Source organism: Streptomyces sp. NPDC104831, assembly GCF_055583025.1.
Map to the genome: position 1 here is coordinate 77860 of NZ_JBVJOT010000029.1, position 22751 is coordinate 100610.

Consider the following 22751-nt stretch of genomic DNA (forward strand, 5'->3'; position numbering starts at 1 on the left):
GTCACCGACCTGCCGGGAGGGATCGGGTCCCATGCCAGTGCCGAAGGCTCTCGCGGTGCGGCCGACGGCGTCGTCCGCGGTGTCCGCGCCGGCGAAGCAGCGGCCGCAGACGGCCGGTTCCGCCCCGCCCCCGGCGCACGCCGCGTCCAACGCGGAGGTGACGGCGGCCCTCGCGGGCGCGGGCCGAACGGCGCCGGCCCCGCCCCACCCCGGGCGGCCGGCGCTCGCCGCGCAGGACATGGTCGGCAACGGCGCCGTCGCGGCGGCCGGCCGCGCCGGGGCGGATGCCGTCGCGGCTCCGGTGCGGGCCGCGGAGGGGGAGGCGCAGGCGGCCTCCGGCGCCGGTCCGGAGGTGAAGGCCCGGCCGGGGCCGGACGCGGACCCCAAGTTCGCCTCACTGAAGAAGGACGTACACCGCAAGAAGCGGGCGCTGGCCGCGTCGCACCCGCCGCCGCGTGCCGAGGCGGCGGGCGCGCAGGACGCCGCGCTGCCGCCGAAGGACGACGAGGTGGCGCAGGGCAAGGCCGCCAACGCCGAGAAGATGAACGAGGCCGAGCCGAAGGAGTTCGACAAGGACGCGTTCATCCGGGCGGTCGAGAAGGCGATCGCGGACAAGGCCCCCAAGAACCTCGACGAGGCGGACAAGTTCGCGGACTCGGGGAAGGCCGACGAGGTCCGGGCGGAGGTGCACGGCAGGGTCGGCGAGGGCAAGTCGGACTCGGCGGAGCAGATCGCCACCACGACCGCCGCCCCGCCGGACACGTCGGCGGCCGTGCCCAAGAAGGTCGTGCCGATGAGCCCGGACCGGCCGCCGGGTGTTCCGGGCGCGCCCGACCCCGCACAGGCCGTACCGGACAGGCTGCCGCCGTCGGCCACCGACATGTCGGCCGGACCGGCCGAGGTCGAGCGCCGGATGTCGGACGCGCAGGTCACCGAGGGCCAGTTGCGCAAGTCCAACGAACCGGCGTTCACCAAGGCGCTGGGCGAGAAGAAGGCCGCCGAGCGGCACTCCGGCACCGCCCCCGGACAGGTGCGCAGGCACGAGGCGGCCGAGCTGCGCGCCTCCACCGCGCAGGCGAAGCGGCTCGGCACCGCGGCCATGGGCGCGATGGGCGCGCAGCGGGCCCGTACCGGGCAGCAGGTCGACACGGGCAAGAAGGGCACGAAGAGCCGGGACGAGGAGAAGCGGGCCCAGGTCACGGCGGTCCTGCAAGGCGTCTTCGACACGATGAAGAAGGACGTCGAGACGATCCTGGAGGGTCTGGACAAGCTGGTCGACGACCGGTTCAGCCGGGGCGAGAAGGCGGCCCGGGACGCGTTCACCGCCGAACACCGGCGGAAGATGGACGACTACAAGGACCGCCGGTACTCGGGCGCGACGGGCAAACTGCGCTGGGTGCGGGACCTGTTCGCGGGGCTGCCGGCCGAGGCCGACAGGATCTTCGAAGAGGCCCGCGCCAACTACGTACGCCGCATGCGGCAGGTGATCTCCGACGTCGCCGACACCATCGGGGCGGAGCTGAACCGGGCCAAGCGGCGCATCGCCCAGGGCCGCGCCGAGATGCGGGACGCGGTACGCAGGCTCCCGGCGGACCTGCGGAGCATCGGGCAGCAGGCGGCGGCCGAGTTCACCGACAAGTTCGACGAGCTGGCCCAGGCCGTGGACGACAAGGGCACCCAGCTCGTCGACACGCTGGCCACCAAGTACACCGAGGCGCTCAAGTCGGTGGACGACGAGATCGCCGCGGAGAAGGAGAAGAACAAGGGGCTGGTGGCCAAGGCCGTGGACGCGGTGAAGGCCGTGATCCACACGATCCTGGAGCTGAAGCGGCTGCTGCTGGCGGTCCTCGCCAAGGCCGCCCAGGCGGTCATGCTCATCCTCAAGGATCCGATCGGCTTCCTGCGCAGCCTGGTCTCCGCCGTGGGCGCCGGTCTGCGGCTGTTCCTCCGGAACATCGGCCGCCACCTCCAGCAGGGCATCCTGTCGTGGCTGCTGGGGAAGACGGCCGAGGCGGGCATCGAGCTGCCGGCGACGTTCGACACCCAGGGCGTGGTGCGGATGGTCGCCGGCCTGCTGGGCCTGACGTGGCAGAACATCCGCGCCCGGATCACCCGCAAGGTCCCCGAACCGGCCGTCGCGGCGGCCGAGACGGGTGTGTCCCTCCTCGCCGACGTCCGCAGACGGGGTGTGGCGGCGATGTGGGAGGACCTGCGGACGCGCGTCGGCGACCTGCGAAAGCAGTTGCTCGACAACGTGATCGCCTATGTCACGCCCACGATCGTGGTCGCCGGGATCATGTGGGTGATCTCGCTGCTCAACCCGGCGTCCGCGTTCGTGCGGGCCGTCAAGCTGATCATCGACTTCGTCCGGTTCGTCGTCACCCAGGCCCGCCAGATCTTCGAGTTCGTCAACGCGGTGCTCGACGCGGTCATCGCCATCGCAGGGGGCGGCAGCGGCGGCGTCCCCGCCCTGATCGAACGCGCCCTGGCCCGTTCCGTCCCCGTCCTGCTGGGCGTCCTCGCCGCCGTCCTGGGCGTCGGCGGCATCGCCGGCCGGGTCCGCCAGATCGTCCAACGCCTGTCCGCCCCGGTCAACCGGGCGGTGGACTGGGTCATCGACAAGATCGTCGGCTTGGTGAAGAAGCTGTGGGCCAAGCTGAAGCCGAAGCCGGGCGGGAAGAGCCCGAAGAAGCGCAAGCCGGAGCGGGAGCGGCCGGGCAGGCCGGGGCGCCGGCGCGGGCCCGACCGGCGGAAGCGCAAGCGGGGGCGCGGGCCCGACCCGAAGAAGAGGCGTCCCGCCAGGCGGTCCGCGATGGAGGTGCAGCGGGCGCTGGACGCCGCCTCGCGCGAGGCGACGCGGTTGCTCGGCGAGCCGGACGCGAGCGAGGAGTCCGTACGGGAGGGGCTCCCGGCCATCAAGAACCGTCACCGCCTCACCCGGATCGAGCTGAACAAGAAGGGGGCCGACACCTTCTCCGTGACGGTGGCCATCAATCCCTCGAAGACCACGTCGTACAAGGAGTTGTTCCCGTACCGGATCGACCGGGCGCAGGGGAAGTTCAAGATCACGCGTCACCCTCACAAGGTCGTCCAGCTCAACCCGCCCGACCAGCCCATGGAGGGCAACGACCACTGGATCGGCTTCGTCGTCAACATGGCGGCGATTCCCGGCGAGATCACGAAGAACCCCCGCGTCGCGACCCGCTACCTCGACGACGCGTGGCGGGGCACGGGGATCCGGCATGCCGCGGACATGGCGGCCGCGCGGACCGCCGTCGTCATCGGCATCAACTCCTTCGAGCGGCTCGACCCCCAGGAGGGTGACGCCGTCAGGGACGCCATCAACAGCGTCGGCCGAAAGCCCGAGCTCTTGATGGCGGTATTCGGTTTCGTCTGGACTCCGCGGTGGGTCAAGGGCAAGCGCAGGCGCAAGGTGGACATCGAGGAGGTCCGCGCGGCCTACCAGCAGCTCGAGGGCTCCAACAAGAAGCGGGCCGTGGCCATTGAGAAGGGCCTGCGCGACAAGGGCTCGCTGCCCTACGGGGTGTTCCGCGACGAGGTGATCCGCTCCGAGTACACCCAGGAGGCGGTGAACATCCTCAAGGACGTGAATCGTCAGGTCCACATCGTCAGCCAGGACGCGGACACCGGCATCGCGGCGATCAGTGGCGTGGGTGTCCTCAGGGCGTACGAGAAGGTGCTCACCGAGATGGGCGCGCACCCGCTGCTCACGATCGGCGGCTACCACTTCGAGGACTTCGACTGGGGCAGGAAGGCCGACCGCCGGGCGAAGCAGCTGACCCGGCTGGCCAACCGGCTGGACCGGGCCATCCGTGTGGCCATCGCCAGGAAGTATCCGCAGATGCTGTACCCGACCGAGCCGAACCTGCTCATCAAGGCGTGGGACAACGAAGAGGGGCGGGTCATGGGGGTTTTCCAGGACGCCAGGGGCCTCGCCCTGCTGGAGGTCCAGGGCCTCCTCTTCGGGGTCCGTGGCGCCGAGGGCCGCGCCATGCGGATCGCGCTGACGAAAGCGTTCGGCACGGACTTCTCCGTGGCCTTCGCGCCCGAGGCGAGCACCGGCACGAGCCCGCTGCCCACCGACGAGGCCCGGGGTCTCACCGTCACCCCGGTCTCCGTCCGCCGGGCCGGGCAGGGCAGGATGCGCGTGCGCGGCGGCGAGGAGGTCCTGCGCACCGCCCACCGGATGTACGCGCTCATCATCCAGTCCCAGTCCACCGCCAGCGCCCATACCCTTGCCAGAGAGTTCACCCACGCCACCCCGGGGCTGGACCCGACGGCCCAGCAACTGTTGCAGGACAGGATCTTCTCCTATGTCGAGGACGCCGCCATGCTGATGGCCGACAACCCGAGGCTGACCGGGCGGAGCCCGGCCGTCAAGGCGCTCCGGGAACGACTCGACGCCGAGGTCAGGGAGTTGAACAAGCTCCAGGAGGGGGCGGACGACCCGGCGCTGCGCTCGGCAGTCGAGAAGGCTCAGGAGATCACCCACGAGATCGTCTCGGCGATGACCGCCCAGGAGCTCGGCGGGCTCTGGAAGCGCATCGCCCGGGCCCTGGACGCCGTCACGAGGAAGGCGTCGGGCTCTGAGGGCCGGCGGGGAGGCCGACGGTGACCCCGGACGGCGTCGACCGGCTGCGTGCCGGGGCCGCACGCGACGACTACGCGTCCATGGCCCGGCTGGCGAGAGCGTTGTACGAGAGGGGACTCGACCCGCATGAGGTGCTGTACGAGTGCTATGGCGTCATGTTCCCGGACGAGGTCTTCGTGATCGCGGAAGGGGGGCTGTGGCGGTTGCACCTTCTGGCCCTCTTCACGAACCAGCCCTGGCAGCTGGCCCTGCCGCCCGACCGGGGAGGCCCGGCCGCGATGCCCCGCGGCATGATCGACATGGAGCTGCGGTTCCTTGCCGGGGACCCCGACCTGATGCCGCTCGTCCGCATCCCCACCGCCGATCCCCGCAGGGAGGACCGGATCGTGTGCTACCGGCTCAGTGAGCTCCGGGCCGGCCGTTCGACGGTCTTCCGTCTCTTCGCATCGTCCGACACCGAGGACGCTCTGGGTTGCGGGGGCTCCCTGCTCGAAGTCCTGCACGCCGAGCACGCGGCTGCCGTCCGCAGACTGGAGAAGGAGCAGCGCTCCCCCCGGAACTGGGGTTCCGGTTCGGTGGACGATGAATTGGACCGGGCGTACGAGTCCCTGGACCGTGTGGAGGAACTGCGGCGTCAGGTCGCCGAACGCCACGGCGAACGACGGCCCGGACCCCCGGCCGAAGGCGGGACCAGCGGTCAGGGCGACGTGACGGACTGACCGCGATACGGCTGCGGCAGCGGCGGCGAGGTCCGCAGTACGGCCGGCGTGCTCCCCGGCGACGCGTCCGGGCTCGTCCGGGCCGCCGCGCCCGCCACCGCCGCGTTGCCCACCTGGTTCTGGCCCACGGCCAGGAGGCGATCGAGAGCCGGTGGCCTGACCGTTGCCGGGGCGGTGGCCGGTGGGGACTGGCGGGCGGCTGTCGCGGTGTCCTGGGCACGGGCCGGTGGCACCGGCGCGAGGAGACGGTGCAGCGAGAGCGGGGGTTCGGTGGGCAGCATCGGTGTCACTCCCTGGGTGTGGCGTCGAGCAGGTGGGCGTGGGGGCCGAGTTCGGCGGGGCGGAGGAGGCGGGCCTCGCGCTGGAACTGGCGGGCCACTCCGCGTACCACGTGCCGCATGTGGATCGCGTCGCCGCCGCCGTCGGCCGCGGTCAGGGCGGCGGTGCGGGCCGCGGCCGTGATGCCGGCGCCGGTCATGTCCAGGCGGGCCAGCGCGTCCAGGTCCACGTCCGCGGCGAGCGGGGCCTGCTCGGGGAAGGCGAGGTGCCACAGCCTGCGCCGCTCGGTCGCGCCCGGGCGGGGGAAGTGGACGACGAAGTGGAAGCGCCGGGTGAACGCCGGGTCGATGTTGTCCTTGAGGTTGCTGGTGAGGATCACCAGGCCGTCGCTGGCCTCCAGGCGCTGGAGCAGATAGCCGACCTCCATGTTGGCGTACCGGTCGGTGCCGTGCTTGACCTCGCCGCGCTTGCCGAACAGGGCGTCGGCCTCGTCGAAGAGCAGCACCGCGTGGCTCTCCTCGGCCTGGCGGAAGGCGGTCTCCATGTTCTTCTCCGTCTCCCCCACCCACTTGGAGACGACCTGGGCGAGGTCCACCTTGAGCAGTTCCAGGCCGAGCATGCCGGTGACGATCTCGGCGGACAGGGTCTTGCCGGTGCCCGGTTCCCCGGTGAACAGCGCCTTGACCCCGCCGTGGGCCGAGCGGCGGGCGAAGCCCCAGGTCTCGGCGACCCGGGGCCAGGCGCGGAAGGCGGAGACGATCTCCAGGATCTGGTGGAACTGGGCGTCGGGCAGGACCAGGTCGTCGGCGGTGCGCCGGGGCACGATCGCGTGCACCGCGCTTCCGCCGCGCCCGCGGGTGACGGTGGCGATGGCGGGTTCGACATGGTCGGCGACCGGTCCGGGACGGTCGCCGCCCGCCAGGCGGGCCCCCACGTCCGCGACCGACGCCACGGCGCGCAGTTCGCCGCCGCTCATGCGGTACCGGACGGCGAGGTCCTCCAGGAGGGTGCCGGTCAGGTCCGGGAGCGCCGCCGACCACATCGCCCGTCGGTCGGTGAGCTTCGGTACGGGCACGGTGAGTTCGGCGTAGGCGCGGGCGGCGAGCAGGGCCGCCGGACGCCACGGTCTCAGGCCGGTGAGGCACACCGGCGCGCGGGAGCGGAGCAGCGCGGCGGCGATGAGGTCGGCATGGCCTTGCCGCTGGGGCTCGCCGTGCAGGTCGTCGGTGGGGATCCACAGCACCGCGCCCAGCGCGGCGGCCGTGCGCAGATCGGCCTCGGGGTCGCCGGTGAGGGTCCGCAGCGGCGTTCCGGCCGCCCGGGCCAGGGCCTGTGCGGCATCGGGCTGGTCGTCGGGCGCGCAGCCCCACAGCCCGGCCAGGTCGATGTGGCCCGCGCCCAGCGCCCGGCCCAGACGGGTGAGCCGCTCGGAGGCCAGGTGCGGGGGCGGCACCTGCGGATCCGGCGGGACGACCTCGCCGGGGTCGTGCCCGAGCAGTCCCACGTCCGTGCCCCAGCCCAGCAGGAAGTCCAGCACGCCCGGGCCGAGGAGGAGTTCCTGGGCCAGTCCGACCGCGGCTTCCTGGTGGGTGCGCAGCAGTCCGTACCGGCGCAGCGGCCCGGCCGGGCCGAGCGAGCGGCGCAGGGCGAGGCGGGCGGCCGGGTCCGGCGGCCCGGCGGCGCCCTGCGGGCCCTGGCCCTCGCAGCCGGTCAAGGCCCCCACGGTGAGCAGCAGTTCCACGCTCGGCAGTCGGCGGTTCAGGTTGTCCACGATGTAGGCGTAGATCCGTTCGTAGCCCCGGTCCAGTTCGGGCGCGGCCACCAGCAGCAGCGCGTCCTGTTCGGCGCGGGACAGGCCGAACCGGGTGGCGAGCGCGTCCAGCGGGAGGGTCCGGCCCTCGGCCGACGCGCCGCGCCGCAGCTCCCGTTCGCCGTCCGTCTCGGCCCGCCGGGGGGCGTACGGGCCCGCCATGGCGTCGGTGAAGGCGTGCACCTCGCCGAGCAGCACGTCGACCTGTTCGTCGGTGACGCAGTACGGCGTGAGGTCCGGCCGGGTGAGCCGGGCCGCGATCCGCGCCTGCCGTTCGACGGCCGTGCGCAGCGCCCGGTGGATGTCCGCGAGGCGGATCCGCAGGTGTTCCAGCGCCGGTTCGCCCATCCGGGTCAGCCTCCCGAGAAGGTCAGGGTCCGGCCGTCCAGCCAGACCACGTCGGGCACGTCGGCGAGCAGTCCGCCGCGCAGCAGGTCCGCGTGGCGCCGCCCCAGGGGTACGCGGACCCGGACGGCGGCCGGCTCGAACCGGACGGTGGCCTCCAGGTCGGCGAAGCGGCTCAGGGCGGCCAGCGGATCAGGGGTCTCGCGCTCGCGCCAGAGCGTCCAGGCGACGGTGGCGAGGCCCAGGGCGGCGGCGAGGGTGACGGAGCGCTCCAGCGCGCCGTCCCGGGCGAGCGGCACCGCGCGCCGCTCGGCGACCAGAGCGGTGACCAGGTCGGTGAACCGGCCGGTGTGGCCGGGGAGTTCGATGGCGAGGCGAGGGTCCGGCAGTCCCCGCGCCGTGCCGGTCCACAGGGGCGTACGCCAGGGCAGCCGGGTGACGGGGTCGCCGCGCAGGGGTCGCACGGCGGTGAGGAACGGCACGGCCGCCGCGTCCAGTTCGCGCAGCGAGCCGGGCGGCAGGCTGCCTCCGCAGACCAGCACGGGGGGCCGGCCGCACGCCCGCCAGTACGGGAGCAGCGCCGCGGGGGACGCCGCCCAGGCGATCGGGAACATGCCCTGGGCGTCGACCAGGAGGAGGCCGTCGTCGGTCCCGGTGAGCAGGAGCGGGTCGGCGGGGTCGTGGCCGCGGCACACCGCGAGCGCCAGGACGCCGTCGAGCACCGGGAGCGCGGGCCGGACCGCGCGCGCGAACGCGGTCAGCCGCTCCTCCGGGACGGGCGGTTCGAGCCCGGCGAAGGCGGCGGCCGCCTCGCGGTCCGCTGCGTCCCGGCGCCAGCCGCGCGCGGTCGCGCCCAGCACCTTGTACGCGAGGGCCGCGGCGAACAGCGGTGTCTCGTCGGCCAGTTCGACGCCGGCCAGCGCGGGGGCGAGCGCGTCGAGGTACCCGATGCGGGCCAGGGGCCCGGCGAGCAGGAACGGCAAGGCGGACGGCACGCGCACCTCTTCGGCGGTGCGGGCCGTGACGGCGTGCGACGCCGCTCGCGGACGCGGTGTCCCGACCGCCTGGGTGCGCCCGTCCGCCCGGTCGTCCTCGGCCGCCCGGTCGTGCCCCGGCCCCGGTGGCCGCGCAGGCGCGGCCGCTTCGTCGCGCCCCGCAGGGGCGCCGGCGTCCGCGACCGCGGTGCGGAGCGGCTCGGGCGGCGGCCCGGCCGGTCCGCCGGGGCGGGCGCGTGCGGCGAGTTCCGTGTGCAGCCGGGCGGCCATCGCGTCGTCGTCGCCGAGCAGGGCGAGCGCGTACGCCTGGAGCGTGTGCCCGGGCAACAGCGCGAGGAGGGCGTCGAGTTCACCGCGTTCGGCGAGTTCGGCGAAGAGCGCGGCCGCCGAGGGTGCCTCCCGGACGGTGGCCTCGGCGGGGAAGGACGCCTCGAACGACGGGGCGTCCGCGGGCGTCCCGCCGACCACCCCGGCCATCGCGACGGGTGCGAAGTGGACGTCGGCGGGCACGGGGCCGCGGCCGGGCGTTGCGGTCCCGCCCAGCCGGACGGTGACGGTCACCGGCTCGGTGATCTCCACGTCCGGCCCGTCACCGGCCAGCCGGCCGGCGAAGTGGTCCGCCAGCAGTTCCGGAAGCGAGTCGATCACGTGCCGCACCAGTCCGCGCGGGTCCGGCCCCCAGCTCCACCCGCCGCGCCGGACCACGGTCACCGTGCACCGGTGAACGGTGATCTCACCGGCCGCACCGGCGGCCGGTGCGGTGGGTGTGTTCACGTCACGTTCGCCTCCTCCAGAAGGCCCGACCAGCCGGCCGCCAGCACCAGTACGCCGTGCTTGCCGCCGGGGCCGAGGCTCACCGGCAGGGTCACCCGGGGCTGCCCGGCGGGCAGTTCCCCGGCGAGCACGTGGGTGTCCTGGTCGTCGGAGACGAGGGCGACCACCCTGGCGGTGCGGACCGGGGCGACCGGCACGGTGAGGGTGAGCCCGGTCGCCGTCAGCGCGATGCCGGCGCCGCCGGTCCAGGTGGCCAGGCGCGTCAGCGTGGGCCGGGGCCTGCCCTCGGGGCTCAGCTCGACCCCGAACGCCAGCGGATCGGCGAGGGCCGCCGGTTCGTCGTCCACCGCCGCCACGGCGAGGTCCCTGGCGTTCAGTGGCAGCGTCGCGACGCGGCCTTCGTCCAGGAGGACGCGCAGCGGCAGCGCGCGTCCGACGAGCGCGCCCACGTCGGCCGGGGCGCCGGCGCCGGTCAGGGCCAGCGCGCCCACCACATGGCCGGTGCCCGCCGCGTACACCACGGTGAGGGTCATCGTCATCCGCCTCCGTTCGTCGCCACGACCGTCGCGAGGACGAGGAAGTCGACGGCCCCGGGCCGTTCGACGACCTTGGCCGCGGCGATGTCGCAGGACCGTGTCCGGCACCTGACCCGGCGGTCGTCGTCCACGGTGGCCTCCACGGCGCCGACCAGTGTGGTTCTGGTGGCGGTCGGCGGCATGCGCGGGGTGAGGTGCACATGGACGACGACCCGGCCGTCGGCGATCTGCTCCGGGGTGATGCCGGCCGGCAGCGGGAGCAGCATGCCGTCGGTTGCCGTCCCGGAGGCCACCAGGGTGCTGCCGACCGGCATCCGGCCGCTGAAGCTGCCCTCGATGGTGAGGTTGCCGTTGGCCGCGAGGGTCATCAGCGGGGCGACCGTGCCGCTGCCCTGGTAGAGGCCGAAGACCAGGCTCGGCTTGTCCCCGCCGGACAGGACGAGGGCGGGCCCGCCCTCCTGGGCGGTCGGGCCGGTGCGCAGGGTCAGCGTGCCCGAGGCGGCCGAGACGGTGTCCGCGCGGACGCCGGCGAAGCGCACCCCGACTCCGCGCGCCTTGGCCTCCACCCCGCTGAAGTGGCCGTCCGTCCAGCGGACGTAGCCGAGCAGGACGAGCCAGCGGGCGGGCGGATCGGCCGGCGGGGCGCCGGTGGCGGGCGGGCGCTGCTCGTCGGCCAGCCGCTCGTCGCCGAGGCGCCCGAAGAGGATCTGGTACGACTCCTCCACGCGCGCCTTGGTCGCGCCGCCGGTGCACGAGAGGGGCCCGGGGGCCCGGGCGGGCTCCCGGTCGGCCGCGGTGAGGAAGACCGGGTAGGGCTCGTCCGTCGGCTGGTCGGCCCCGTTGACCTCCTGGAAGTCGCTCTCGCGCAGCACGACCGGCTCGGTCAGGAGGACCTCGCGGCCGGTGCCGTCGACGGCGATGCCCGGCGCCACGCTCACCTCGACGTAGCGGGCGTTGGTCAGCGGGTCGGTGCGGCCCCCGGTGACCAGGGCGAGCCCCTCGGCGACGCCCCAGTCGTGCAGGTGGCGCGCGTGCCGGGCGGCCGTGCCGCGCGCGTACTCGACCGTGGCCGTCAGGTCGGCGGCGGCCAGCACCTGGCCCTCGTGGAAGGCGGGGCGCAGCGGGCCCGTCACGACGTCTCCCCGGACTTCGGGCCACGGGAGGGGCGGGTGCGTTTCGCCGGGGGCTTGGCGGGCCCCTCCTGGGCGGCCGGCTCGCCGGACGGCTCGCCGGCACCGCCTTCGAGGTGTGCGAGGCGGGACCCGAGGTCTTCCGGGACCCGCTCGCTCAGCCGGCCGACCTGTGCCTGCGCGCTGCCCAGTTGGGCGCCGAGGCCGGACACGGCCGCCGTCAGCTCGGCCACTCGGGCGCGCAGGGCGGCCAGCTCCTGGATGCTGTCGGTCACTTCACTGGGAGTGGTGTAGACCTGTTCGTGCAGCGCCTTGGGCGGTGTCTCGCCGGGTGCCGGGGTGAGCAGCAGGGACAGCATCTCCTCCAGGTCCCCGGTGCGCGGCCAGTCGCCGAGCAGACCGTCGGCGTAGGGACGTTCGACGTCGCCCTGCGGCGGGAGCGCCGGCTTCCCGGGGGGCGGCAGGGGGTCGCGGCACACCCGCTCGGCCAGTTCGCGGAGCCGGTAGAGCTTGGGCAGCCACTCGCCGTACGCCCCTCCGCCCGGCAGCACCTGTTCGCGGGTCCCGGAGCACACCCGTACGACGTCGCAGCCGTCCAGCTCCAGACGGGCGAGGAGCACGTCGGTGTCGGCGCACTCGCCGCACGGCGGGTTGAGTGTGGCGCAGGCCGCGTCGGTCAGGAAGCGCCGCAGCGCGACGGTGAGCGCGCCCGCCGCCTCGGCGATCCGCTGCACCTCGGCGATGGCCGCCTTCTCCACGCTGTCCGGCGGCGGGGCCGGCAGCGGCGCCGGGACGTCGACGGCGGCGACCTCCGTGCGCAGCCGGCAGTCACCGGTCTCGCCCACCTGGTCCAGGCGGGCCAGCAGCCACTCCCTGATCAGGCCGAGGTCCGCGCGGAACCCCACCCGCAGCGCGTGGCTCAGCGGTGTCCCCTGGGCCACCATGCGCACTTCCAGCGGCGCGTCCGCGTCGCCCCGCCCGGGCACCACCCGGGCCGCGGTCTCGGTGACGACCGCACCGGCGAGGGCGCGGTGCAGCGGGTCGGGCCAGGCAGCCTCCGCGTCGGCTTCGCGGAGCCGGCCGCAGGCCGTGCCCAGGACGCCGCGGGCCTCCTGGACGGTGGCGAGGTCGGGGTATCGCGCTTCGAGCCGTTCCCGTCCGGCGGCGTCGTGGGTGTCGTAGCGGGCCACGCCGGCGGCGAGCGCGCGGACGTGTTCGGTCATCTCGCGGGCGGCCGGCGGTGGCGGCGGACCCTCGCCCCCCGCGTTCCGGCGCAGCCAGGCCAGGGCGGTGGCGTACCGCTCGGCGTCGGCCGCGTCGAAGCGGAACGTCCGGCCGGTGCCGGCCGAGGCGGCGGTCAGCGCGTCGCGGTAGTACCCGAGGCGCCGGTCGCGGGTGCGGGCGCGGTCGGCCCGGGTAAGGTCGCCGATGCTCGCGAGCAACCGGGTGCCGGGGTTGTGGCGGTGGTCCTCGAAGTCGTCGCACTTCACGACGAAGCGGAACCCCTCCTGTATCCGGGAGGGCACGCAGCCGGGCGAGGGGCAGGGTTCCTCGGTGGCGTACGGCGCGACCGGTTCGACGGGCGTCTCGTGGTAGCGCACGTAGAGTCCGTAGCCGCGGCCGCCCTCGTCGTCGCAGTCCTCCCCGCAGTCCACGCCGAGGGCGCTGATCCGCTGTTCGCGCACCAGGGCCCGTACGTCGACCTGTTCGGTGCAGGGCACCACGATGTCGTTGCCCGCGCAGTCCAGCGCGTGTCCGGGGTGGACCGTCACGGTGCCGCCGCCGCACGGGGCGCAGGTGACGCCGAGGCCGCAGACGACCCCCGGTCCGAACAGCGACCGGTTGTGCAGCCTGCTCTTCGCGGTCGTGTACTCGACCAGCAGACCGAGGTCGTCCTCGGTGAGCAGCTGGCCCGCGAAGAAGCGCGGCCGTACGAAGGCGGAGGTCCGGGTGGCGTCACCCCCGCAGCCGCATCCGCAGTCTGTTCGCATGATCAGCGCTCCTTAACGAAGAACCAGCTCTCGAAGACGTCCCCGCCCGCCCCGGTTCCGGACGTCCAGGGACCGATGCCGGACGGCGGCAGTCCGCAGCCCCCGTGGGCCGCCGCCGGCGCGTTCGGGCCGGCGTCGATCGTGGGCACGCGTCCGCCGACGTGGGTGCCGTCGACCGGACGGCAGCAGCGGTCGAGGAGGAACGCCGCGCGGACGGTGATCAGTACGCGGTCGCCGTCCTGCAGCGTCTCGCGGGTGGTCTGGCGGTAGCGGAACTCCTCGGTGAACTCGCCGCACCCGGCGCCGGGTGCGGCGAAGGCGCCGCCCATGTACCAGGTGGAGGCGTTGCGGCCGCTGCCGCCCTCGATGACCTGGATCTCCACCACGCCCGGTCGCAGGCAGTCGGTGCGCACGCCCGCGGAGAACCGCACCACGAGCCCGCCGTCCTCGTCCTGGGTGCCGAGGAGGGCCTTGGCCTCGTCGATGGTGTACGTGTGTCCGTGGATCCAGTTGACCCCCGTGACGACCGTGGGCAGGTGGCGGCCGAACGGGCGGCGCACGTTCATGTGGATCTGGTCCCGGCGCACCGGCCGGCGCCGGTCCGCGCGGTCGATCCTGGCCAGCCAGAGCGTGGTGTGCGCGCCGCGGGAGCAGCAGGTGTCGCACCGCTCGTCCACCGGTGGTTCGCAACCGGTGACGACCACCTTGTGGCACTCCTCCGTCCAGCCGAACTCGCAGTCGGCGGTGTCCGCGCAGGCGTCGTGGTAGACGGCCCGGGTGGGCTCCACGGGCCGCTCGGCGTACCGGATGCCGACCCAGACCGTGTCGGTGTCCCGCTCGCCGGGGGGCAGCGCCTTCCACAGGTCGATGTCGCAGCCGCCGCGCACCACGACCTCGTTGCCGTCGCTGTCCACGGCGAGGCCGGGGGTGAGGCGCACCCTGGCCCGGTGCCGGGCGTGCTCCGTCCCGGTGTGCCCGTCGCTGTGCCCCTCGGTCGCGTCCGGCCCGTCGGCCTCCGTGTGCCCGTCGGCCTCCGTGTGCCCGTCGGCCTCCGTGTGCCCGTCGGCTTCGGTCGTGCAGCCGTCGTCGGGCACCGGCTCCACGAACAGGCCGCACACCACTCCGTAGCCGAGCAGGCAGCGCATGCGCAGCCTCAGCCTCTCCCGGTAGTACTCCTGTTCACGCTGGAAGTCCCTGGCGCCGAGCATCTGGCCGTGGAAGTACCGCAGCCTGCGCAGCGGCGGCGCGTCGAACCCCGCGGCCCCTGATGTGCCTGTCTCCGTCATCGTCCGTCCTCTCACGACACTTGCGTATGCACACCGACGGCGGAGACGACTCCCACACCCACCCCTCGGCGCGCTCCCCTGGGTCCCGGTCTGAGCACCCCGTCGCGGTTGAGCCGCAGCGGGCTGCCGCCGCCGAGCACGGGCGGCGGCAGCGGGACGAACGCGGTGTCCACACCGACCGTGGACCGGGAGCCGACCACGAAGCCGGCGCCGCCGGTGCGCACCGACCCCACCGTGTGCGCGGGCGCCTGGCGCTCCACCAGCCGTCGCAGTGCCCGGACGTCCGCCGAGCCGGCGGGCAGCAGCACCCGGAACCGGTGCGCGTGCGCGGTCAGCGGATCGCTGTCGGGCGCCCCGAACGCGCGCAGCGGTGCGGCGCCCAGTGCCGAGCCGCCGGCCCGGAAGCGGCTCGCCGAGCGGCCGAACAGCCGTACGGCACCCAGCCCTTGGGCCTGCCCCGGTGGCGGGACGGGCCCCGGGGGCGCGCATCCGGCGGCCGCGCGCAGGTGTGCCCACCGGCGGTCCCCGGCCAGTTCGTCGATGACCGGGGTCACCCCGAACACGATGCGCACCGCTTCCCGCAGCGCCCAGGGCGTGCCCCGGCGCCGGTACAGCTCCGGGGCCGCGGCGAGCAGCGCGCGCCGGGTGCGCGCGTCCCAGCCCGCCTCGAACGACAGGCCGAGCAGTCCGGCGAGCCACGGCAGCACCCGGTCCGGTACGCCGGCCGGGTCCAGGAGCGCCGGATACCGGTCGACGATCCGGTCGACATCGGCGAGCGTGGCGTCGAACAGGGAGAGGAAGCGCTCGGTGAAGTCGTCGGCCGCGGGGTCCTGGCGGAAGGCGGGCGGCAGCAGGTCGGCGCTGGTGACCCGGGGGAAGTCCAGCCGGATCCGGTGCACGAGCGGGGTCGCGCCGCCGTCGCCCGTGAGGCGCAGCCGCAGCCGCAGGAAGCGGCCGGGCGGCTGGTCGACGAGGAAGTCCGTGATCCCGGGCGCCGACGCCTGCCAGTCGCTGTCCTCGTAGCGGCCGTCCTCGGTCACCACGATCCCGACGGAGACCGAGGTGCCCGCGGGCACCTCGGCGTCGACGCGCACCCGGTGCCAGCGGCAGCGTGACGTGCCGCTGTCGATCAGGGTGGTGAGGTACGAGCCGCCGGTCAGGTAGGTGTCGGTGCGCGGTGGCACGGGGTCCCGGGGCAGGCCCCGCCAGGTGTACCAGTGGGTCACGGGCCCGTCGGGGCCCTGCTCGTCCAGGCGGAACCCGTCCTCGTCGGCCGAGGTGAGCGTGGACGGCGCCAGCGCCCCGGCCAGTTCGGCCGCGGTGGCGGTGCGGAAGGGCCGGCCGTGCCCGCCCCGCAGGATCCGCGGCCGGGTGCCGTCGTCGGTGAGCAGCCAGACCGTCCGGTCGTCCCCGACGCGCAGGCCGACGACCTCGCCCCGCGCCCCGGTGCGCAGCACCCCTTTGCGTCCGCCCGCCGAGTCGAACCGGCGCAGGTCCGTACTGCCCCGCGTGGCGACCAGCACCTCGTCGCCGGGCCCCGGCGCGGCCAGGACGGGCCGGCGCACCCGGATCACCCCGGCGAGCTGATCGCCCTCGCGGCGCCACACGAGCACCCGGTCGGACTCCACCACGGCGAGGCGGTGTCCGCGCGCGGCGACGGAGACCGGCCGGCGCTGCGGGCCGGGGTCGCGCACGGGCGGCCCGGCGGGGCCGAAGGAGCCGTCGCACCCGCCGCGGCGGAGCAGCCGCCGTTCCCCGGGGACCAGCAGGTACCAGCCGCACGGCCCGCAGCCCGGTGCCAGGCGCGGGTCGGGGAACCACGGCAGGAGCTGTTGCCTGGTGGGGCCTTCCGGGGCGCCGCCCCGGAAGGCGAGCCGGACGCCGGCCGGTTCGCCGAACCCGACGATGCCGCCCGTGCCGGGCTCGCCTCCGTCCGGGTCCCGGTCCCAGCCGACGTAGCCGTCCAGGAGGCGGAAGGTCGCGGGGTGCGGGGTGCACGTCATGGCCGGTCTCCTACCGGGATGAGCAGCGGGCGCTCCGGCCAGACGAGGTCGTGCGGCCCGATCGCGTGGTCGGTGCAGGGCGGCAGTCGCACGCCGTCGACGGTGAGCGAGAGCCGGGCGACGGCCAGCACCCCGTCGACCGCGAGGAGGCGCCGGACCAGCGCGGTGTGCCGCAGCGCGCCGCCGAACGGCCAGCCCGCGCCGTCCTCCCCGCCGCGCAGCGGGTCCAGATAGCCGCGCACCGCGTCGCCCGCCCGGGTCAGGACCGCGGCGCGGTCGAGATCCGGGTCGAGGGCGACCCATGACTCGACGGCGACCCGCTGGTACCGCGCGGGCGCGGCGACCACGGTGACCCCGGCCGGGGCGGCCTCGCGGGTCAGGTGGTCGGCGACGGCCCGCAGCGTCGCGGCGGTGGGGACCGGCGGCTGGGCGTCGTCGTCGCCCGGCGGTACGACGAGGACCCCCACGACGCCGGGGATCGGTGCCCCGGCGTAGTCGGGGTGCAGGCCGGGCACGCCGTGGGCGCGGGCCACCGACGCGCCGGGCGCGCGGGTGGCCAGCAGGCCGTAGTCGGCCGGGGCCACGGCCCGGCCGCGGGCCCGCAGTTCGCCCACGCCCCGGCGGATCGCGTCGGCGTCCGGCTCGGCATCCGTGCCTCCGGAGGCCGGGAAGGGGTTGTTGACGCCGATGACGTACGGCAGGGCGGTCACCACCGAGCTGACGGCGCCCGCGCGCACGGCTCCGGCGCTGCCGCCGCCCACGCGGTAGCGGACGGCGCGGACGTTGCGGAATCCGGGCGGTACGGCCGCACCCTGGACTCCGTCGCCGAAGGTCACCTCGCCGCTCTCGTGGTCGACGGTGAAGACCCGGTCGTCGGCGCCGTGGCCGGCCAGGCTCTCCACCTCCCGCCAGCGGGAGGCGGAGCCGGCCGTGGTGCCGAACACGTCGGCGCCGGGATCGTCGTCGACCTCGATGACCACGGTCCGGGTGAGGATGGGCACCTGGCTGAGCCTCATGCGGCGCCGGCCGCTCTCCCCGCCGTCCTCGATCGGCTGGAGCGGCTCGTCCCTGATGGTGCGGGCGGCGGTGGCGGCGACCATGTTCAGCCGCAGTCCCGACAGCACCGGGGCGGTCCCGTCGAAGGCGCCGTGCGCGATCCGCAGCCGCAGCCAGCGCAGCGGGGGCCGCGGCCGGGCGCCGGGCGGGCTGCCCGGCGCCCAGGAGCGCGGCACCCGCAGCTCGACGGTCCCGCTCGCCCGGAACCCGGCCGTCGCGTCGCGCACCAGCTCGGCGGGGACCAGCCGGGTGCCGTCCAGCACGTCCCAGCGCAGCAGGGGCGCGGGCGGCAGCGGCAGCGGCAGCGGGCCCCCGGAGCCGGCGGGTGCGGGCGGGGCGGCGACCACGACGAAGCCCAGCGAGAGGTACGGGTAGGGGGCGGCCGTCCCTGCGAGCCCGATCCACAGGCCGTTGCCGGGCTCCGGGTCCCGGCCGAACGGCGCGAAGGGACGGCCGGGCCCGGCCGGTCCGAGCGGCAGGCTCTCCAGCGTTCCGCCCTCCTGTACGGCGAGGGCGGCGAGGGTCGCCGGGGTGGCGTAGAGGTCCTGGTCCGTCTCGTACACCACCTGCCCGGCGGGGCCGGACGCCGCGCTGCGGAATCCGGCGGGCACCAGGACGGAGGTGCCGTCCGGCGGGTTCACGGTGAACTCCAGGAGTGCGGCCGCCGCCCCGGCCGGGCGCCGTCGCACGCCGGCCAGCGCCAGGTGCTCGGCCAGCACCTTCTCCGGCAGCCGGTTGACGCGCGTGAGCACGGGTTCGGTCTGGGTGCCGAAGAGGCGGACGAGCGCGACTCCGGCGTCCTGGCGGTCGGGGCCGGTCCAGTCCGGGGTGTAGCCCGCGATCCGGCCGCGCACCGCGGCCCGGACCGCCTCCCGGCCGGCGTCGGCCGGCTCGGGCTGGACGCCCGTGGGCCCCGGGCCGGGTACGAGCCGTTCCTCCCGGTCGTGCGCCGCCTTCTCCCACCACACGTCGCCGGTCATGCCAGTCCCTCCCCCGGTTGGACGGCGGTCACGAGCCGCGTGCGGACCGCCCGCAGGACGGGTAGTTCGCCGGGCCCGAGCGGCACTTCCCGGCAGTCCTCGTCCGGGTCCTCCCCGTCCAGGCCGATCGCCACGGCCGAGACGTCCGCGAGGTCCCCCAGCGCGCGGTGCGCGGCCCGCAGCAGGGCCGAGGGGCGCAGCGGCTGCCCGAACGGCCAGCCGTCCCGGTCGTCGCCTCCGGTCAGCGGGTCGAGGAAGCGGCGCAGCGCCTCGGTGAGCCGGGCCGAGACCCGGGCCCGGTCGGCGGGGTCGCCCGACAGGTCGGCGCGCAGCACCACGTCGCGGTAGCGGGGCGCGCGGACGAAGATCTCGGAGGTGAGCAGCCGCGCCCGCTCCAGGTGGGCGGCGACCGCGCACAGCGTGCCCGGGTCGGGGCGCGGCGCGGCCACGAAGTCCTCGCGGTCCGGGTCCGCGCGGGGCACGGCCGGCACGAGATGCACGGTCACGGCGCCGGGCACCGGAGTGCAGGGGAAGCCGGGGTGCTCGCCGAGGGAGGTGTGGGCGCGGGCGACGGCGACGCCCGGTGTGGCCAGGGCGAGGGTGGTGAAGTCGTCCGCGGTGACCGCGCGGGTCACCTCGCCGAGGGAGGCGGCCGCGCGCTGCCGGGCCCCGGCGACGGTCTCGGGGTCGGCGCCGCCTTCGGCGCGCACCAGGTTGGCGGCCGTGACCGCCGCCGTGGAGTCGTCGGCCGGTACCCAGTTCGCGGTCATGCCGCCGTTGCCGTCCCGGCCGCCTCCGGTCGTGTACTCGGCGCTCGCCTCCTGGCCCGGGTGGGGGATGCGGCCGGTGAGTCCGTCGCCGAACACCAGCGAGCCCTCGGTCCGGTCGAGGACGAAGACCCGGTCGGCGGGTCCGCCGAAGGTGAGGTCGGGCGCGGCCCGCCACTCCTGTCCGCCGAGCCGCAGGCTCGCCTCCAGCAGGCGTTCGGCGGCCCCGGGCAGCACGAGGCGCCGGCCGGGCAGCTTGAGCCAGGCGTCGACCTGCTCCTGGAGTTCGCCGCCGCTCGCCGTGTGCCGCCGGCGGTGGCGCGCGGCGGACACGTTGACGGCGAGCTGGAGCAGGCGCGGCGGGGCGGCGTGGGTCGCGGCCGCGGTGGGCACGAGGATCCCGTGGTCCCGGGTGGTCCAGCCCGCGGGCGGGTGCAGGCGCACGATCCCGGACCGTCTGAGCCCCTCCGTGCCGTCCTCGACCTTCTCGAACGGACCGCGGGCGTCGGTCCCGGGCCGGAACCAGGACCAGGTCAGCTCGGCGGGCGGCGGTACGCCGGCGACCGCGTCGGGCAGCCAGGCCGGCCCGGACGCGGCGGGCGCGTCCAGTTCGAGCAGCAGGCTCAGCGGGCCGGGCGCGGGGTGCGCCCCGGTGAGCGGCAGGGTGAACCGGGCCTCGGCCGGGGTCCCGTCGGCGGCGAGCAGCGGGACGCCCTGGCGGGCGTGCAGGTCCGCGGTGCGGTCGCGGCCGGTCCACACGGTGACCCGGCCGTCCTCGGCGAGCGGGAAGACGGCCACGTCGTCGTCGAGGGTGAAGACGATCCGCCCCGCCGGGTCACGGGTGAGCGTCGTTCCGGCCGGGACGACCGGCACGGCGGTGCCGTCCCGGCGGGCGGCGACGCCCAGCACGGTGGCGGCGGGCCGGGCGGGGCGCGGGGGGTCCAGGCCGAGCAGGCGCAGCAGGGCGACCACGAGCGCGTCGGGCACCTGGTCGAGCCAGTACAGCCGCTGTTCGAGGAGGTAGGCGAAGAGTTCGAGGAGGGTGACACCGGGGTCGACGGGCGCGTGGAGTGTCCAGCCGCCGTCCGACTCGGCGGGGATGCGGCGGCGGACGGCCGCCATCATGTCGGCCCAGGTGAGGTCGTCCAGCTTGGGCGCGGGCAGGGTCATGGGGTCCCTCCCGGGGAGCCGGCGGGGCCGGTGAGCCCGGCGTAGAACGGGAACACGAGGTTCGCCTTGGTGTTGCTGCGCCGGACGCGGTAGACGACCGAGACGGTGACGCGCCCCTCGTCGGCCGGGTCGGTCTCGGCGCGGACCTCGTCCAGCTCCACCCTCGGCTCGTGGTCGCGGACGGCGGCGGCGATCGAATGCTCCAGGTCGCGCAGGTTCTGCACGCTGCCGGGCGCGAACACCAGCTCGTGGGCGCGGGTGCCGAGGCCGGGCCGCATGACCCGCTCGCCGGTGCCGGTGAGCAGCAGCGCCCGCAGGCAGTGCTCGATGCTCTCCTCGCCGACGGCGTACCCGAGGCGTCCGGAGGCGTCGGGCAGGATGGGAAAGCGCCAGCCGGTGCCGAGGAACTCCTCGCTCATGCCGTCCTCGCCTTCCTGGCCAGTACGGCGGGGGTGAGCGGCGGGGCCGGCGGGCCGGTGGGCCCGGCGGGCGACGGGTGGGTGTGGGTGTTGAACGCCTGGAGCAGCGCGTTGCCCAGCACCAGGGGCTCGGTGGCGCCGCCGCCGAGGTCGATGGAGGGCGAGTCGACGGTCACCCTGGGCGCCTTGAGCGTGACCTCCCCCTGCGCGGTCACGGTGACGCTGCCGCCCTCGGCGGCGGTGATGCGGATCGCCTTGCCCCGGTCGTCCAGCTCCACCACGTGCCCGGCGGCCGAGGTGATCCGCACGGCGGCCTGGTCCGGCGTGTCGTCGAAGAGCACCTCGTGCCCGTGGCGGGTGCGGATCGTCTTCCGGTCGCGGCCCTGGGTACGGGCGGCCGGCGGCTTGTCCTCGCCGTTGTAGAGGCCGCCGAGCACGATCGGGTACCGCATGTCCCCGTGGACGAAGGCCACCAGGACCTCGTCGCCCTTCTCGGGCACGAACACCGAGCCGTAGCCGTTGCCCGCGTACGGCTGGCTGACGCGGATCCAGTCGGTGACCGTGACGTCGTCGAACCAGGGGAACCTCACCTTGACCCGGCCCTCGTCGTCGCCGTCGTTCTCCACGACGATCGCCGAGGCGACGCCGTAGTACCGCTTGTCGGTGCTGCGGGCCCGCGGTGTGGTCCTGATGGTCACTGGTCCCCCTGGTGGATCCGCCGGCCGGTGAACTGGGTGAAGAACCCGCTGGTGTTGAGGGTGTGCTCGACGCGTTTGACGAAGTACATGCCGGAGAAGCGGCGCCCGAGGCCGTGGATCTCCAGGTTGTCGCCGGGCCGCAGCTCGGGCAGGCCCGCCACCTTGCCGGTGGCGGTGATGAACTCGTACGCCCGCTCGCGCAGCAGGCTGATCGCCAGTTCGCGGGCCTCCTGGTCGCTGCCGACCGGCGCGTCGACCAGCACCTCCTGGCGCCCCTGCAGGGTGGACTCGGCGACCTGCGGCCCGCTCTGCCCGTCGGCGGTGTTCTGTCCGGCCGGCAGGTTCTCCGCGGTCGCGGTGAACGCGATGGGCTGTTTGGTACGCGGGTCCCAGCCGCGCACGGTGACCTTGCTGACCTGCTGGGACACGGTCAGGGTCGGGGTGAACTCCAGCAGGTTGGGGACGAGTCCCGCGGGCTGGGCGGCGGGGCCGGTGGACAGCCCCGGCGCGTAGGCCAGGCGGTACACCCGGACGGGGCGTCCGTCGCGGCCGTCGGTCGGCTTGATGAAGTGGAGCGTGTCCTCGCCGGTCCTCGGGTCCGGCAGGATGTAGCAGTCGAAGTCCAGCCGCTTGGCCCGCTCCAGCAGGAACGTCGCGTCGTCCTGGTTCTTCTGCACCACCAGGTCGTGCGTGGGCCCCTCCCGGGTGACCTCGGCCCGCAGGTGGTTGCGCTGGGCGATCTGCTCGGCGATCCGCCAGTCGGGCTGATTGCGGTAGATCTTGGTCTCGTCCCCGGTGGGTTTGCGGTCCTTGAGCCGCAGCAGCCCGTCCACGCCGCTGACCTGGACGGTGGGCGAGGCGCTGTCGGTGAACTTCGGGCTGAGCGTGGAGATGGTCCCGGTGGCGACGGTGAGCAGCTCGTCGGCGTAGCCGAGCCGCACCGAGACCCGGCCGCCGAGCCGGAAGGCCGGCGAGTCGCTGTGCTTGAACCGCAGGCCCGCGTCGTCCCAGTTGTTGAGGGTCAGGTCGAAGCCGGACATCTCGTCGATGTCCCGGTTCACCTTGATGTCGATGATGTCGTTCTTGGTGGACGGGTCCATCTCCAGGCCCTCGATGCGCACCTCGAACTCGGGCGCGTACCGGTCGGGCGGGGCGGTCTCGGGGGTGGGGGTGCTCATCGC

15 protein-coding genes are annotated in these 22751 nt (G+C 75.1%); 2 read left to right on the forward strand and 13 right to left on the reverse strand.

The window, feature by feature from the left end; translation table 11 throughout:
- The first annotated feature begins 31 nt into the window (after positions 1–31).
- Entirely contained in the window at positions 32–4636 is a 4605-nt protein-coding gene (locus ACZ63H_RS20890; protein WP_469867092.1) for a hypothetical protein, read from the forward strand.
- Positions 4633–5331 carry a hypothetical protein gene (locus ACZ63H_RS20895; protein ID WP_469867094.1) on the forward strand — a complete coding sequence of 233 codons (699 nt, stop codon included), beginning with the start codon at positions 4633–4635 and terminating at the stop codon, positions 5329–5331. Before ACZ63H_RS20890 ends, ACZ63H_RS20895 begins: the two co-directional genes overlap by 4 nt.
- Here ACZ63H_RS20895 and ACZ63H_RS20900 read toward each other — a convergent pair.
- From ACZ63H_RS20900 to ACZ63H_RS20960, 13 genes are read right to left on the reverse strand one after another with little or no spacing between them, the layout of a single operon-like run.
- Positions 5310–5612 (reverse strand): hypothetical protein, encoded by a 303-nt coding sequence (locus ACZ63H_RS20900; RefSeq protein WP_469867096.1) that lies wholly within the window; start codon positions 5610–5612, stop codon positions 5310–5312. The two genes, ACZ63H_RS20895 and ACZ63H_RS20900, sit on opposite strands and share 22 nt — an antisense overlap.
- 5 nt (positions 5613–5617) lie before the next feature.
- Entirely contained in the window at positions 5618–7768 is a 2151-nt protein-coding gene (locus tag ACZ63H_RS20905) for an ATP-binding protein (RefSeq protein ID WP_469867098.1), read from the reverse strand.
- A gap of 5 nt (positions 7769–7773) precedes the next feature.
- Positions 7774–9534, reverse strand: a complete 1761-nt coding sequence (locus ACZ63H_RS20910; RefSeq protein ID WP_469867100.1) for a hypothetical protein — start codon at positions 9532–9534, stop codon at positions 7774–7776.
- Positions 9531–10073 (reverse strand): hypothetical protein, encoded by a 543-nt coding sequence (locus ACZ63H_RS20915; protein ID WP_469867102.1) that lies wholly within the window; start codon positions 10071–10073, stop codon positions 9531–9533. The genes ACZ63H_RS20910 and ACZ63H_RS20915 overlap by 4 nt, the downstream gene beginning before the upstream one ends.
- The gene (locus ACZ63H_RS20920; protein WP_469867103.1) at positions 10070–11203 is read right to left on the reverse strand and encodes a hypothetical protein; all 1134 of its coding nucleotides are present in this window, start codon (positions 11201–11203) and stop codon (positions 10070–10072) included. The genes ACZ63H_RS20915 and ACZ63H_RS20920 overlap by 4 nt, the downstream gene beginning before the upstream one ends.
- Positions 11200–13191 carry a hypothetical protein gene (locus tag ACZ63H_RS20925; protein ID WP_469867105.1) on the reverse strand — a complete coding sequence of 664 codons (1992 nt, stop codon included), beginning with the start codon at positions 13189–13191 and terminating at the stop codon, positions 11200–11202. The genes ACZ63H_RS20920 and ACZ63H_RS20925 overlap by 4 nt, the downstream gene beginning before the upstream one ends.
- A 2-nt stretch (positions 13192–13193) precedes the next feature.
- Positions 13194–14477: a hypothetical protein gene (locus tag ACZ63H_RS20930; RefSeq protein WP_469867107.1), complete on the reverse strand. Its 1284-nt coding sequence runs from the start codon at positions 14475–14477 to the stop codon at positions 13194–13196.
- A gap of 11 nt (positions 14478–14488) precedes the next feature.
- Positions 14489–16480, reverse strand: a complete 1992-nt coding sequence (locus ACZ63H_RS20935) for a phage tail protein I (RefSeq protein ID WP_469867109.1) — start codon at positions 16478–16480, stop codon at positions 14489–14491.
- On the reverse strand, positions 16477–18516 hold the full coding sequence (locus ACZ63H_RS20940) for a putative baseplate assembly protein (protein ID WP_469867110.1): 2040 nt from the start codon (positions 18514–18516) through the stop codon (positions 16477–16479). Before ACZ63H_RS20940 ends, ACZ63H_RS20935 begins: the two co-directional genes overlap by 4 nt.
- Positions 18513–20453 carry a putative baseplate assembly protein gene (locus tag ACZ63H_RS20945; RefSeq protein ID WP_469867112.1) on the reverse strand — a complete coding sequence of 647 codons (1941 nt, stop codon included), beginning with the start codon at positions 20451–20453 and terminating at the stop codon, positions 18513–18515. The genes ACZ63H_RS20940 and ACZ63H_RS20945 overlap by 4 nt, the downstream gene beginning before the upstream one ends.
- A complete protein-coding gene (locus ACZ63H_RS20950; protein WP_469867114.1) occupies positions 20450–20872 on the reverse strand; it encodes a GPW/gp25 family protein in 423 nt (140 codons plus the stop codon). Before ACZ63H_RS20950 ends, ACZ63H_RS20945 begins: the two co-directional genes overlap by 4 nt.
- Complete coding sequence (locus ACZ63H_RS20955) at positions 20869–21570, reverse strand: phage baseplate assembly protein V (protein WP_469867116.1); 702 nt, start codon at positions 21568–21570, stop codon at positions 20869–20871. The genes ACZ63H_RS20950 and ACZ63H_RS20955 overlap by 4 nt, the downstream gene beginning before the upstream one ends.
- Entirely contained in the window at positions 21567–22748 is a 1182-nt protein-coding gene (locus ACZ63H_RS20960) for a phage late control D family protein (protein WP_469867118.1), read from the reverse strand. Before ACZ63H_RS20960 ends, ACZ63H_RS20955 begins: the two co-directional genes overlap by 4 nt.
- Between the last annotated feature and the right edge of the window lie 3 nt (positions 22749–22751).

Excerpts from the sequence above, each read along its gene's own strand:
- ACZ63H_RS20890 (WP_469867092.1), top strand. The coding sequence starts at position 32 with ATGCCAGTGCCGAAGGCTCTCGCGGTGCGGCCGACGGCGTCGTCCGCG.
- ACZ63H_RS20900 (WP_469867096.1), bottom strand. The coding sequence starts at position 5,612 with ATGCTGCCCACCGAACCCCCGCTCTCGCTGCACCGTCTCCTCGCGCCG.
- ACZ63H_RS20905 (WP_469867098.1), bottom strand. The coding sequence starts at position 7,768 with ATGGGCGAACCGGCGCTGGAACACCTGCGGATCCGCCTCGCGGACATC.
- ACZ63H_RS20915 (WP_469867102.1), bottom strand. The coding sequence starts at position 10,073 with ATGACGATGACCCTCACCGTGGTGTACGCGGCGGGCACCGGCCATGTG.
- ACZ63H_RS20925 (WP_469867105.1), bottom strand. The coding sequence starts at position 13,191 with ATGCGAACAGACTGCGGATGCGGCTGCGGGGGTGACGCCACCCGGACC.
- ACZ63H_RS20930 (WP_469867107.1), bottom strand. The coding sequence starts at position 14,477 with ATGACGGAGACAGGCACATCAGGGGCCGCGGGGTTCGACGCGCCGCCG.
- ACZ63H_RS20935 (WP_469867109.1), bottom strand. The coding sequence starts at position 16,480 with ATGACGTGCACCCCGCACCCCGCGACCTTCCGCCTCCTGGACGGCTAC.
- ACZ63H_RS20940 (WP_469867110.1), bottom strand. The coding sequence starts at position 18,516 with ATGACCGGCGACGTGTGGTGGGAGAAGGCGGCGCACGACCGGGAGGAA.
- ACZ63H_RS20945 (WP_469867112.1), bottom strand. The coding sequence starts at position 20,453 with ATGACCCTGCCCGCGCCCAAGCTGGACGACCTCACCTGGGCCGACATG.
- ACZ63H_RS20950 (WP_469867114.1), bottom strand. The coding sequence starts at position 20,872 with ATGAGCGAGGAGTTCCTCGGCACCGGCTGGCGCTTTCCCATCCTGCCC.
- ACZ63H_RS20960 (WP_469867118.1), bottom strand. The coding sequence starts at position 22,748 with ATGAGCACCCCCACCCCCGAGACCGCCCCGCCCGACCGGTACGCGCCC.